Annotated in this window: 13 protein-coding genes; all 13 read right to left on the reverse strand. The window is 43.8% G+C overall.

Translation table 11 applies throughout. The annotated features are described in order from the left end of the window. Positions 1-21: 21 nt before the first annotated feature. The 13 genes from ftsH to DYD21_RS09235 all read right to left on the reverse strand — a co-directional run bounded on the left by ftsH (position 22) and on the right by DYD21_RS09235 (position 13,811). Positions 22-2,160, reverse strand: coding sequence for an ATP-dependent zinc metalloprotease FtsH (ftsH, locus tag DYD21_RS09175; protein WP_116035616.1), 2,139 nt, complete (start codon positions 2,158-2,160; stop codon positions 22-24). A 222-nt stretch (positions 2,161-2,382) separates the two neighbouring features. Continuing rightward, entirely contained in the window at positions 2,383-3,417 is a 1,035-nt protein-coding gene (gene thiL, locus DYD21_RS09180) for a thiamine-phosphate kinase (RefSeq protein ID WP_116035619.1), read from the reverse strand. 117 nt (positions 3,418-3,534) lie between these two features. Then, a complete protein-coding gene (locus DYD21_RS09185; protein WP_116035622.1) occupies positions 3,535-3,981 on the reverse strand; it encodes a biopolymer transporter ExbD in 447 nt (148 codons plus the stop codon). Between the two features lie 3 nt (positions 3,982-3,984). Then, complete coding sequence (locus DYD21_RS09190; RefSeq protein WP_116035624.1) at positions 3,985-4,527, reverse strand: biopolymer transporter ExbD; 543 nt, start codon at positions 4,525-4,527, stop codon at positions 3,985-3,987. 3 nt (positions 4,528-4,530) lie between these two features. Continuing rightward, a complete protein-coding gene (locus DYD21_RS09195; protein WP_116035626.1) occupies positions 4,531-4,800 on the reverse strand; it encodes a hypothetical protein in 270 nt (89 codons plus the stop codon). A gap of 38 nt (positions 4,801-4,838) precedes the next feature. Further along, the gene (locus DYD21_RS09200; RefSeq protein WP_116036324.1) at positions 4,839-5,564 is read right to left on the reverse strand and encodes a MotA/TolQ/ExbB proton channel family protein; all 726 of its coding nucleotides are present in this window, start codon (positions 5,562-5,564) and stop codon (positions 4,839-4,841) included. A gap of 333 nt (positions 5,565-5,897) precedes the next feature. Further along, positions 5,898-9,347, reverse strand: coding sequence for a hypothetical protein (locus DYD21_RS09205; protein WP_116035629.1), 3,450 nt, complete (start codon positions 9,345-9,347; stop codon positions 5,898-5,900). 187 nt (positions 9,348-9,534) lie between these two features. Further along, complete coding sequence (locus tag DYD21_RS09210; protein ID WP_158551483.1) at positions 9,535-10,146, reverse strand: protein-disulfide reductase DsbD domain-containing protein; 612 nt, start codon at positions 10,144-10,146, stop codon at positions 9,535-9,537. A gap of 317 nt (positions 10,147-10,463) precedes the next feature. Beyond that, positions 10,464-10,922: a 50S ribosomal protein L9 gene (gene rplI / locus DYD21_RS09215; protein WP_116035635.1), complete on the reverse strand. Its 459-nt coding sequence runs from the start codon at positions 10,920-10,922 to the stop codon at positions 10,464-10,466. Positions 10,923-10,936: 14 nt separating this feature from the next. After that, entirely contained in the window at positions 10,937-11,188 is a 252-nt protein-coding gene (gene rpsR / locus DYD21_RS09220; RefSeq protein ID WP_116035637.1) for a 30S ribosomal protein S18, read from the reverse strand. 14 nt (positions 11,189-11,202) lie between these two features. Further along, positions 11,203-11,586 carry a 30S ribosomal protein S6 gene (gene rpsF / locus DYD21_RS09225; protein WP_116036327.1) on the reverse strand — a complete coding sequence of 128 codons (384 nt, stop codon included), beginning with the start codon at positions 11,584-11,586 and terminating at the stop codon, positions 11,203-11,205. A gap of 493 nt (positions 11,587-12,079) precedes the next feature. Next, a complete protein-coding gene (locus DYD21_RS09230) occupies positions 12,080-13,519 on the reverse strand; it encodes an NADH-quinone oxidoreductase subunit N (protein WP_116035640.1) in 1,440 nt (479 codons plus the stop codon). 1 nt (position 13,520) lies between these two features. Beyond that, a complete protein-coding gene (locus DYD21_RS09235; protein WP_116035642.1) occupies positions 13,521-13,811 on the reverse strand; it encodes a 4a-hydroxytetrahydrobiopterin dehydratase in 291 nt (96 codons plus the stop codon). Between the last annotated feature and the right edge of the window lie 6 nt (positions 13,812-13,817).

The raw sequence follows: 13,817 nt of genomic DNA on the forward strand, positions 1-13,817 counted from the left end.
TATTCTTAAGTAATAAAAGTGTTACACGTCTTCTTTAGTCTGTTCCTTTTTTTTATCCTGTGGTTCTTCAGGCTGTTCTTTCACAGATTCAGATTCACTTTTCTCTTCCTCTTTTTCCGACATCAGATCGAGCTGTTCAGGTCCGTTGCTCTTATCCTTTTTTTCTTTTTCTTCGGAACTCGAGCCATTTGTAACTGCTTTTTTCGAAGTGTCATTCGTTTCAAAAATTCCTTCCGGATAATTTCCTGTGGGACGGTCGCCTAACAGGTCTCGGATATCGTGATGGTTGATCACCTCTTTATCCAGCAGGGTTTCAGCCATTTTCTCCAGTTTATCCTGGTGATCTTTCAGCAGATCAAATGTTCGTTTATAATTAGTTTTTATGATCTCCTGAATGGCCATATCAATTCTCTGGGCCGTTTTTTCAGAGTACTTTTTGTTAAATCCATAACTATTATTCGGATTATTGGAATCTTTAAGTGAAAGGTATCCCAGCTCTTCACTCATTCCATATTCTGCCACCATTGCAAATGCCATAGTGGTAATCCGTTCAAGATCATTCTGAGCACCGGTAGAAATCTTACCAAAGATAATCTCTTCAGCCACACGGCCGCCAAGCAGTGCGCAAATTTTATCGTTTAGTTCTTCAGTAGTCATCAGGAACCGGTCTTCAAGTGGTGTTTGCAGCGTATAGCCTAAAGCAGCAAGCCCACGCGGCACAATACTCACTTTTAGTACCGTATCGGTATGTTCCAGATACCAGCCCACAATTGCATGACCCGCCTCGTGATACGCAACAATTTTACGTTCGTTTGGATTGATCAGTTTATTCTTTTTCTCTAAACCAGCCACAACCCGTTCAATAGAATCCTGGAAATCAACCATTTCCACGGCTTTCTTATTTCGTCTTGCAGCCATTAATGCTGCCTCGTTACACAGGTTTGCAAGTTCAGCCCCTGCGAATCCCGGAGTTTGTGATGCGAGTACTTTTAAATCGATATCATCTGAAAGCTTCAGCTTTTCAACATGGACTTCCAGTACCTGCATCCGTCCTTTCAGATCGGGTTTATCGATCAGAATTTGCCGGTCAAAACGTCCCGGGCGCAAAAGTGCGGAGTCGAGAACGTCCGGGCGGTTTGTTGCCGCCATAATGATTACACCATTATCGGAGTTAAAACCGTCCATCTCACTCAATAGCTGATTGAGCGTATTTTCACGTTCATCATTAGAGTTCATCTGCATACCACTTCCCCGCGATCGCCCGATTGAATCAATCTCATCAATGAATACAATACACGGAGCTTTTTCCTTGGCCTGTTTAAACAGATCACGTACACGGGCAGCACCAACACCTACAAACATCTCAACAAAATCGGACCCACTGAGTGAGAAAAACGGCACATCGGCTTCACCCGCTGTCGCTTTGGCAAGCAGTGTTTTACCTGTTCCCGGAGGGCCGACAAGCAGCACACCTTTGGGAAGGCTGCCGCCAAGATTTGTAAATTTCTTAGGATTGCTCAAAAATTCGACAACCTCTTCGACTTCTGCCTTTGCTTCTTCGAGTCCGGCAACATCCTGGAAAGAAACTTTGCTCTCGGTCTGTTTGTCGTAAAGAGAGGCTTTATTTTTGCCAATATTTAGAACCTGCTGCCCCGGATTCATTCGCTTGAAGATAAAAATCCAGAAGGCAATAATAAGCGCTATAGGAATCAGCCAGATAAAGATTCCGCTCCACCAGTTCTCTTCGACTCTCACGTCATACACTACGTTATATTCATCAAACATAGCCCTGACTTCATCACCCTCAAGCATTGTGGTGGTAAATTTAGGTCCGGAGGGTTCAGATGAACGCCACCTGCTTTCTTCCTGCTCAGGGCGTTCAACTATTCCTTCTTCAATAGCTTTTTCAGAGTATTCCCCTTCAATCTCTGTGTTGTTAATAATCAGGATTTCCTGTACATACCCCTCCTGAACATACTCCAGGAACTCACTATATTTTATTCTTTCAGAGCTGTCACCGGGAGCAACAAGAAAATTAAATCCAATTAAAACGAGAAACAGAACAACGTAGATCCAGATTGGAAAACGAGGTGCTTTCTTTTTTTCGTTTTTGTTTGAACCGGAGTTAGAAGAATTTTTGGATGTCTGTTTTTTAGTCATTTAACTTTTTTGAATATCTTAGCAACCCTAAAGATAGTGTTTTTTCTGCAGAATTATACATTATCAGAATGGGTTCTGAAGATTTTTTCACGGAAATAAAGTTTTTCGAAAGTTGCTATAGTCAACGATTGTAATCCGTTTGGTGAGGATACACCGGTCTGGAAGTGCTTAGAAAGTATAACACAGTGGGTAAACTGAAAGGATAACGGTTATAAGCATTGATTATGTTTCAAAAAGATCAAATTTTATGGTCTCTTCTTCCCCGGTATTGATCACAAACTGTTTTTCGCGTCCCACAATTTTACCAATAACAGCAAAATCCTCAAATTCTGTTTTTAGCTTTTCAACATCTTCTTCTTTGAGTGTAAATAGCATCTCAAAATCTTCGCCGCCATAAAATGCGTATTTATCAACATCTTCCTGCATCTCATCGGCTACATTCCGAACCTCAAAAGAAATGGGAACAGCCGGTGAATACATTTGAACCCCCATATTGGAACTTCTGGCTATATTTTGAAGGTCATTAACAACACCTTTCGTGACATCCGTCATGCTTGTAGGACGAATACCTGTGTTTTTAAAACTTTCGATCAGATCAAACCGCGCTTTAGGCACCAGCTGGCGCTGAACAACAAACTCATATTTTTCAAGATCAGGTTGAAAATGGTCACTGCCGCTCTCTTGCCATGTTTTTTTTTCTCTTAGTAAAATTCTCAGACCAGCCATCGCTGCGCCCAGTTCACCAGTCACGCATATAATGTTATCTTCTTCAGCATCAGACCGTTTTACAGCAGATCCTTTTTCCACTTCGCCGGTAACAGAAACAGAAACGACTAATATTTGATGAGATGCAGTTGTATCACCACCCGTGATCTGTACCCCATAGTCTTTACATGCTGCATCAATTCCTTCGTAAAGCTGTTCCATCATCTGTACCGAATACCGATTGGGAACAGCGAGATTTATATTTATTGTTTTTGGCTGACCATTCATCGCATAAATATCACTTACAGCAGCCGTAACAATTTTATATCCTAAATGTTTGAATGGAGTGTAGGTCAGATCAAAATGAACCCCTTCTAAAAAGATTTCCGAAGACGTTGTGATTTGGCAGCCTTCCTGAACATTGAAGAGTGAAGCATCATCCCCCATTCCGAGTTCTGTTTCCTTTGAAACTGATCCGGTGAATTTTGAGAGTCGTTCAACAAATCGGGCAAAACCGATCTCCTGAATTGTTTTAAAATCGTTTTTTTTCATGAATGGGATTTTAATAAAATAAAAAAAGGCATTTACACAAAGTGTAGACGCCTTTTGATCGTTTGAAAAAGATTCCCGGTTAAAACCGGGAATCGATAATTTTTGATTCGTATCAGACTAAATTTCGCGAAGTGTTGAATAGTTGATACGCAGTGTTCCTGCATGCCTGAGTTCCTGCTGAACATCGGTTACGATGCCAAATTCGGAGTCTGCATCTACGCGAAGAGAAACAATGAGCCTGGGCTCGTCCATCAGTTTATCATACATGATATTACGGATCGACCCCATATCATCTATCAGGGTATCATCAATCTGAACGCGGGTTTCACCAAGTTGTCCGCCACCAAGGCGTTGCGGGCCGATATAAATATAGCTAACGAGCCTTTTCTGCTCGATCTTCTCTATATTTTCAGCCGAGGTATACTCAATCTGTACCTGCAGTTCAACCTCACGAAGTACCGTTGTAACCATGAAGAAAATAAGCAACATGAATACAACATCCGGCATCGCAGAGGTTGGCACCCCCTGTTTCGTTTTCGCCTGCTTCTTTTTAAATCTACTCATAAGTTAGCCCTCATCCGGTTCAGCGATTGATATTCGTCGGGGATACATGTCCCGAATCTCGTCCTGTTGAACACTGTCATCCTCAAGTGCCGAGTATGGAACACCAAAACGATTCTGAGAGGCGACATTCCGCAATTCTGCGTACGCCCCCATCACTTCATCGAGCATATCGATATAAACGTTATACGGTGTTCGCCTGTCGGTTTTGATGGATACGATCGCATCATCCGGTGATTCTGACAAGTTTGGATCGTTCGTTGGATTGTCAACAAAATCCATGACCCTTTGCCTGATTTCAGATATTGCGGCAGGTTCTTCATCGAGAAGCACCATTCCCTGAGCATTCACAAGAATGTTCAGGAGGTTTCTTTCACGAACCGGTGGCGGCTCAATATCATCCGGAATCGGAGGTAATGTCATTCCGATACCGGCGTCCACATCAATGGTTGTTACCACAAGGAAGAATATCAAAAGCAAAAATGCGATATCCGCCAGTGATGAACCATTGATTTCCGGTTCTTCTCTACGTTGTTGTTTATTGAGCATCGCTTAGAGATTAAATGTTCTTCTTGTACTTGATATCACGATAGCCAGAGCCATAAGCGACATCATGATCACAAGAGTGAGCATAGCCGCTCTGTCGACGCTGTTTAAAATTGCGTAACAGATACCAAATATCGCAAGCGGTACAATCATCACGCTCACCTTTTTAAGGCTTGCGCGTCCCTGTGCTACGTTGCGTATGCCTGCAGCCAGTGCTAATATCGCACCGATTGCAATCAATCCCAATCCAAGTCCAATTGCTATTGTTTCAACCATAAGTTATACCTGTTGGTGTGGTTAAATTGAGATTATAATTACACTTCGTCTTCGTCAGATACCTGATCATCTTTAACTACAACAATTGGCTTGCCTTCTTTCATTAAAATAATGGAATCGATCAGCGTAATGGAGCTCTCTTCCATATCTGCAATTATTCGATCGATCTTAGACACGCAGTAGTTATAACCAATCTGCAGAATAATACCTGCGAGAAGACCGGCTGCTGTTGTCAAAAGTGCAATTTTAATACCACGTGCAACAAGACTTGGTGAGATATCAGCTGCTGCTTCAATAGCGTCAAACGCCTCAATCATACCTACAACAGTTCCAAGGAATCCAAGCAGAGGGGCGATCGCAATAAAAAGCGCAAGCCACACAAGTCCTCGTTCAAGGAAGCTCATCTCAATGGAGCCGTAGGTTGTAATTGCTTTTTCCGCGGCTTCAACTCCTTCATCAGCGCGCATAAGTCCGGCCTGAAATACAGAAGCGATTGGACCTCTTGTTTGTGCGCAAAGTTCCTGGGCTGCCGGAATCCCACCGTCTTGAAGAGCTTGCTGAACATCGAGAATAAATTTTCTTGTGTTAATATCAGCAAGATTGAGAGTGATTACTCTCTCGAGAAAAATTGCAAGGCCCAAAATGAGAGCGATCAGCACAGGCCACATCCACTCCTCACCTTCGTTGAATTTTTCTACTAAGACGTTAAAGAAGCCAGCATCAGTTCCTGCCTGTAGGAAAAAATATCCGAGATCCGCTCCCATTTGAAGAACAGACTGAGCTAAAAGTGAAGTCATAAGATTACTCCGCGTTATGTTTTGGTTTTGGGCTTAATTTAAAGCAAAATGATAGATCATTTGAAACTAAATGTCAAAACGTAGTATGGGTTTTAACAATATTATATTGATCTAATCATTCGCATATCAATGATTTAAAATGAGATTTATTAACCAGCTGAGAATTTTAGAAAAACTGAAGTGTAATTTTAACAATTATATTCCGGCTCATCTGCAATTCATTGCGAGATTGAGCCACAATACTCCGAAACCTTTCTATACATTAAGCTTCAGCAGTTAATAAAGCTTGGCTACAATATATTAGAACACAGCACTAACTACCAAACGTAATGTTTGAATTATTTGATTTTGTGCTGTAGTCCTTCCATTGTACTGCAAAGATAACCGAACGAGTGATGTTGCGCGGTAATCACTGTTTAAACTCCATACGATATTTGTACCCGTTCCAATGCCGTCTGTTAATTCAAATTCCGCTTGTCCGGCTGCCGGCCCGTCGATTATAGTGCGCCTCAGTTGCAGCCGCAGCCGGTTTTGAATTCTATTGAAGAGAAAAAGCTGTGTGCGGTTCTCTACTGAAATAGTTCGTGCTGATGCATCACCACCCGGGGCACGGTTCCGCTTAAAGCCATAGAGTGTCCTGAATTCGGTTTGTGCGGAACGATTAATAAATAAACTGAAACCCGGTTCTGCCTCAAAACCTGAGATATTAAAGTTTCGGGATGAAAAGCGTGAGTTTTGATTTTCACTTTCGAGCATACGAAATTGTGACAACAGTCGCAGTGGCCTGCTTACCTGCAATTCTCCTTCAAACAGCATTTCACGATTTTTTGCAGTCTGTACTCCTGCTGCGCGCTGAAACAGACTGTTTGATTGATTGTAGGACATCGAAGCTTCTGCTGTGCGTTCTTCACTTCTCCAGCTTAGCCGCTGCCGAAAAAATTGCTGACCGTTAATGGAAGTTTCTTCATCGAGCAGGACAGATCGGTTCAGAAAATAAACTTTCCGGAGCTCTTCTTCCCGGCTGGTTTCCCTGATTTCAAATAACGACCGAAGTACAAGATGCTCAAGTGCTCCCGTATCTCTTCCCCGCAAGTGTGCGATCATCTCGCCGATCCGAAACTCATTTCTTGCCCTTAACGTTACATCGATCACGGGAAGAAGTTCATCGGATGGCACAAACTGCCGAATGTATGTCCCCTCATTGGGTGTGACCTCCGGAAAGAATTCATCAACCTGCCGAACCCCGTCTTCATTCAGGTCAATCCAGACATACTGGCCAAGTTCAGGCCCTACTTCGATATACGTTTCCTGCAGAAGTGCTCTGCGCTCGGTGTTGGCTTCGTAAAATAGCTCTCCGTCCGCCAGATTATTCAGCAATGAGTAATTCGTTGCTGAACGCATGAGTACTCCCCGGCTTCTTGGCGCGGCACTCTCCTGCTGAAATTCATTTTCAAACGTTTTTTGACGAAACTGCACGCTATTTTCAGTTCTGAAACTGTCTGATGGTCTGTATTCCATCCGAAATCGCTGTGAACGGCTCACAGATTCATCCGCAAGTTGATTATCCAACGGACGCCGGTTCCTTCGATATCCAAGCCCCCCTTCCAGCATTAATGAAGAAAGTTGAAGCTGCAGGCCGGGATTGAGATCGTAAAACTGGAGTGATTCTGAGAGCAGATCCCCATCAAGTGTACGCTGATCCCGGTTTTCAGCCTCCCAGTGAAAAAACGGAGTTACTGTCGATTGGTTCACAGAAAAATCCTGACGGATCGTACCCCGGTTTCTCAGCCAGTCCCCCCTGCGGTTAAGGATTTCATCCCGGCTGTTTACATAACTTGCCGTGGTGAAAATTTGTGGTACTCCCGATTCCTGCAGCTGAAGTTCACCTTCTGCCCGCCTGCCCTCGAACCTGTTGCGCTGAAGCTCTCCAGCGTTTAATCGAAGACGTGAACCGGTATCCCTGGTCAGGCCGGCATAGATCGTTGTTTCGCGCTCCTGATCGCCATCCTCTTCTCGCTGGATATTCCAGCGGCGATCAAACTCAATAACCCGGGGACGATCAAAAAACTCAAACTGTTCGCCGATGTAGTTCTGTTCGATTCCGGCATCAAATGTGCCCATTCGCGATTCAATGCCGGCTATCGAAAGTTCGCCGTTCACTGCATGATCCACGTTTCCGCTGCCGGTTTCTGAGAAACGGTTCGGATCGAACTCACTTATGGCCCATTCCCCGCTCAGCTGAATATGCTCACTTAATTGAAAAGATGAGTTCAGCGACACCATCTGGTGACTCTTCGGGGCCTGCAGCCTGATTACCGGCTCATATCTTCCCTGTCCCGGTCCGGCCCACTCATATAAAATACCATTCACCGCACCACCCACTCTTCGATATGATCCATTTCCTTCGCCAAGATTTGAGAATCGCACCCTGTATACGCCTCGCGGATCCCCGGGCAGATGCCTGAAAATTTCGTACACTTCCCCATTATATACTGTATCAACCCTTGCGTATTGCAAATACTGAGCGTCTTCCCGGAATCCAACGGAATCAGCCCCGCTTACAAAAAGCTCATCCTGATCATCTCCAAGATTTCTGAGCCTGTCGATATCTTCATCAGAAAGATTCAACTGTGTTGCCGGGTTCTTGTTATCCGCCTCACGAATGTAAGTCGCCCCAACCGACAATCTTCCCCCAGCCAGGTTATCTTCGCTGCCGCGTGCTGTAAACAGAGTGCGCGTAAAATTTTGAGTGATATATTGAAACTCCACTACAATTCGGGTTTCATCCGTCACCACCAGGTTGTTTGTGAACGTAATTTCACCCAGGCTATAATCGATAATATATTCATTTTCAGCACCCCGGTTTACTTCATTGCCGTCGATATAAACTGTTTCTGAACCTGCAATCACAATAATAAATGCCTCGTTCTCTGCGCCAGATAACCGGTACGGCCCCTGCACACCTTCGAGACCATTGAACCGCTGTGTTCGAAACTGCCCTCTTGCAACCGAAGCTCCGCCACCAAAATCACCGACAGGCGTGGTGCCGGATCCTACCGCACCCTGTACTCTCCGATTGATGCGTGCAAACCGGCTTTGATCGTACCGAATATCCACATCACCCAGTTCAAGTTCTCCAACGGGAGCCTGAAGCTGGATGTACACCCTGTCGAACTCACGAATAGTTTGAGTCGTGCCATCCGGCTGAATGGGGGTCGACCGATCCGTGAGAGATGCCAGGATCGTAATTTCGTCCGTGATGTTTCCACTCAGATCGAGCCGTAAGCCGCTGTCCAGTGCTAAATCCTGCCGGTTTCCAACGGTAAAACCCCGGGTTAAGCTGCCACTTTGTGACAGATCGGCCTCTCCAAACAAATCATCGCCGGTAAGAATCTGGCGCCTGACAGGTTCATCGATTCCGGTCATACCCTGAAGTGTATCATCAATCACCTGAAATTCTCTGAGACGGAAACTCTGAGTAATATCAAACAGTGGTTTTTCATAGGTGATTGCGACCTCTGTGTATTCCAAAAAAATCTCTTCAGGGATGTGAAATGATATCATTCCGCTATGCGGATCAAACGTCCACCAATCAGAGTTGATTTCCAGGTCATCCGACATTACCTCCACGGTTTCCCAATCGATCAGAAATCCGAGAAAAAAAGTTGTATCACTATCAGCGAGAGTTACCTCTAAGGTGTCCAGATCTGCGCTCTGAGAGTACGACGGTGCTGCAGCCTGCGTGAGCATCACCACAAGTAGGATAAGCAGTTTTATGTAGCTGGATATCGGGATAAAGAAACCTGTTTTGCGCTTGAACGAGGAGCTCCAATGTAAGAATCCCTGCTGATTTTTTATATATCCGCCACTTGTGAATTAACGGAGCAATCTGATCTGAATAATTCTGCGTATCCCGATATCAGAGTTTGATACCATGCTAAACTTTCTGATTCCTCAGAATAAAACCGACCGCTATTAGAAAGATAAGAGATCCCCAAAACATCCACTCTCTCTCGTTCAAGACTGGCAATACTTCTGCAGGAGATGAATAAATCGAATAAAATAGGTTTGAGGATCGGGTAGCTGCAGGCTGGAAAGGAGAGTCTGAAACTCCGGAAACAAAGATCTCAGTAGAAACCTGTTTAGTTTTGGGAGGCAGGCATGAGCGATCATCACACACCTGGTAAAGAACTTCGATCGTTACGTTTTGTATACCTCTGCTGGTGGTATCGAACGCTACGGGGAGCCTAAACACTGCACGTTCGGAGTGCCAGCCAAGTTCTGCGTTAAAATTGGGATCCAGGACAATCTTAGGTTCTGTTTCTTCGATGTCTCCCGCCAGGAACAGGTGATCTTCTACAGATGAGAACGTAGTTGGATAAGGCCCCGCATCTGGATCGTTTTTTGCAGAATAGAGGTGCCAGTCTCCATCAATAGTGGCCGTAACAGAGATCGTAAAGATTTCCCCGGCCTGAACCTCATCGGGAATATCTGAAATTTCATATGAAACAGGGTCAAGTAACTGGGCCTGTGCTGATAAGACGAACATCAGCAGTAAAAAAAGGGGCAGGAACAATTTGCAGAAATTAACCATAAGTTTACTGAAGAGGTACGGATATGTACTGATTCTGAGATTTACTTAACACCTCATCAAGGCACTTTAGTACAATAGAATCAGAGTTCGGCAATAATGTACTGAATAAGTTGAGTTTAGGGAATTCACCAAGGTGATCAGAAACCTGATTTATCAAATAGGATTTATAATCTTGATTTCAGAGATCATTTCCCTGAATTGATAGGTTTCGCAAACAAAAAAGGCTGCTCAAAGAGCAGCCTTTTTTGAATACAAAGCTGGAAGCTGAATGATCAGGCTTCGTCTTCATCGGCTTTAACTACCCAAATTTTGATCTTTGGATTGAGATCGCCAAGAAGATCAATCGTAGCCGTGTATTCACCCAGAGATTTGATATCCTGATCGATGGAGATTTTACGTCTGTCGATCAAAATATCTCTTTCTTCAAGAGCATCAGCTACATCAATATTTGTAACAGTTCCGTGAATTTTGTCGTCTTCTCCCACGGATGCAGGAATAGTAATGGATGTGGTTTCCAGTTTCTGAGCGAGTTCTTTCGCTTTTTCAACCGTGAGTTCAGCACGAAGTTCAGCTTCTCGCTGAAGTGCTTCATACTCTTTTACAGCGCCTGCTGTAGCCATTACAGCCTTGCCCTGCGGGATCAGAAAATTACGTCCGTAACCCGGCTTCACGTCAACCAGATCACCGGCTGAACCGAGTTTATCAACATCATCTTTTAATATCAGTTTCATTCGATTGCTCCGGTTTATCTTAGATTTTCAGTTACATAAGGAATAAGTGCCATAAATCGGGCTCTTTTAACAGCTGTTGAAAACTGACGCTGATGGCGTGCACTATTGCCGGTTACACGACGAGGTAAAATTTTGCCTTGGTCGTTTATAAATCGAAGCAGAGTTTCGGTGTCTTTGTAATCGATGTACTCGATTCCTGCTTTTGTAAATTTACACTCTTTTGTTTTTAAGTGTCCTTTTTTCGGATGGGATGGATTATTAATCATAGTAGTGGGGTTTATTAATTATCGTCAGTGTTTTCTTCCTCTTCGAGATCTTCAAATATGACCGGCAGATCTCCTTTTTTCTTGAGATCGTAGTGGCGCTTCATTTTTGCATCATATTTGAGCGTCAGGTAACGCATGATGTCATCATGGATTCTCATGTTTCTCTCTACAGGTTCAATGGCTGTTTTAGGTGCATTGAAATAGAGGTTCACATAATAGCCGGAGTTTTTCTTCTCAATCGGATAGGCAAGCTGTTTTACTCCCCACTCATCGGTATCAACTACGTCTCCGCCGTTGTCTTCAATCAGTTTCTGAACGTGATCAACAAGTTCTTTAAATTTTTCGTCATCCAGAACCGGGTTCAGGATGTACGTCATTTCATAAAATTCTTTTTTCATCTGAATTTTTCTTTGGTTGTATTCCATTATTGGAAACAGTCACCGATCTATCGCCGGCAACAGAGCCTGTAAAGATAAGCAAGGCTATTCATTAAAACAACGTGAAGCTCCTCTACTTTTTACGAAAAACCTCAGTTGGATTGTTGAATATTAATTATCAAAGTTCCAAGGCAAAATTCGACGAAACACCCCTCCTAAACTCCCCTTGTTAGAGGCTGTGAGGAAATTGTTTTCCAAAAAATTGCACTTAAAAAACTAAGATTTCTGCCATTTTCACAGCTCGCAGACTTTCTGACCCACCCCCGTCCCCTCCCTATCGCGCCCTGACGGGACTTGATAGGGAGGGGAGCTTCAATACAAGCTTTCATACCTTAAAAAATAATGAATGCCTACAAATGAGAGGGTAAATTCTCACACAGCCTCATTAGCGGAGACTTCTACTTGGATACTTCAAGTAGATTATTCATCGAAATGAGGCTACTGTATTCTAACTTTAGATCGTGTAGTAAGATGAGATCAGCTCGATCAACCCGGAAAACGGAAGAACCGGTTCTACACCATAATAGACCGTAAGGATTGCAAGAAATGCCAGTGTAGATGTAAAGAGCATACTTGGCGTTTTGAGTTTGAACTCTTTGTGCGCCTCTTTAAAGTACAGATAAACCATTACGCGAAGGTAGTAGTAAACACTCGCTGCGCTTGCAAGTACCCCGATAATTGCCAGGGGGATCAATCCTGCGTTCACTGCTGCTGCAAATACATAATATTTACCGATAAAACCTACAAACGGAGGAATACCCGCAAGTGAGAACAGAAAGATGGAGAGCATCACACCCATAACAGGCATTTTAAAACCGAGCCCTGCATAGCTTTCAATACTTGTGAAATCAATACCGCGGTTTCTCTCGTAAAAGGCGATCACTCCGAATGCTCCTACGTTCATCAGGGTATAGGCAAAGAGATAGTATAAGACTCCGGAGTATCCCTCTGCTGTACCAGCTGCAAGGCCGACCAATAAATAACCGGCATGGGCGATACTTGAATAGGCGAGCATCCGCTTTACGTTATCCTGAACAAGTGCGATAAGGTTTCCGATGATCATTGTCAGGATTGCAATCACCTGAATTACATTGGTCCAGTCTCCGCCCTCAGCACCCGGAAGCATTCGCGTCATTATCAGAATAAATGCCACAAAAGTTGCTGATTTTGCAGCTGTTGCCATAAAGGCGGTTAATGTTGTAGGAGTACCTTCGTATACATCAGGGGTCCACATGTGAAAGGGAACAGCGCCAAGCTTAAAGAATATCCCCACAAGTAAGAGTCCGGAACCACCAAGAAGCAGCAAAGACGGCTCGGCAGCAGCGGCAATTTCATTAAAGTTTGTGTGCCCGGTCGCCCCGTAAATCAGCGCAATACCGTAGAGCAAAAATCCTGTTGCAAAAGCACCTAATAAAAAATATTTGAGTGCAGCCTCTGCTCCTGTTTTTTCCTCAGATATCAGGCCGGCCAGCACAAAAAGACAGATAGACATTGTTTCCAATCCCAGGAAAAATGAGATCAAGTCGTTCGAAGTTGCAAGTGCAAGCATTCCTACCGTTGCAAAAAGGATCATTGCATATACACTTCCGTCGTGCAGATGAAGTTCATTGAGATAATCCCTGGATATCATCACACAAAAAAGAGTACCGGCAAGCACTACTGCAGACCCAAAAGAACCTACCCCGCCGTATACAATCATCCCTGAAAATGCCACTCCGGTCTCCCCGAACATTGCTGGAAAGACAGCCACAAGCGCAGCAAAAATACCAGCAATTGAGAGTGCATACACCGTATCAGCACTCTTTTTATACGCATCTAACAAGAGTGCTAAAAGCCCGGTTACAGCAATGATAATACCGGGTAAAAAAGCCAATAAATCGTGGGTATAGTTCATACTAAAACGTTTTGTAAATCGCGTCTATCGCTTTTGCAAGTTTAATATCTTTGCCTGTTACTTTATCACCGGCGTCGTGAGTGGCAAGACTGATCTGAACCGTGTTGTAAACATTAAACAGTTCCGGGTGATGCCCCTGATCTTCTGCATCGAATCCAACCCTGACAATGAATGAGAGAGCTGTTTTGAAATCCTCGAATGAAAATTCCCGGTGAATTTTATCATCCGTAAAATTCCAGTCGTTCAGATTTTTGAGTTCCGTCTGAATCTCTTTTTCGGTAAGTGGTTTCATAATAGA

This window comes from Rhodohalobacter sp. SW132, from assembly GCF_003390325.1.
Lineage (GTDB): Bacteria > Bacteroidota > Rhodothermia > Balneolales > Balneolaceae > SW132.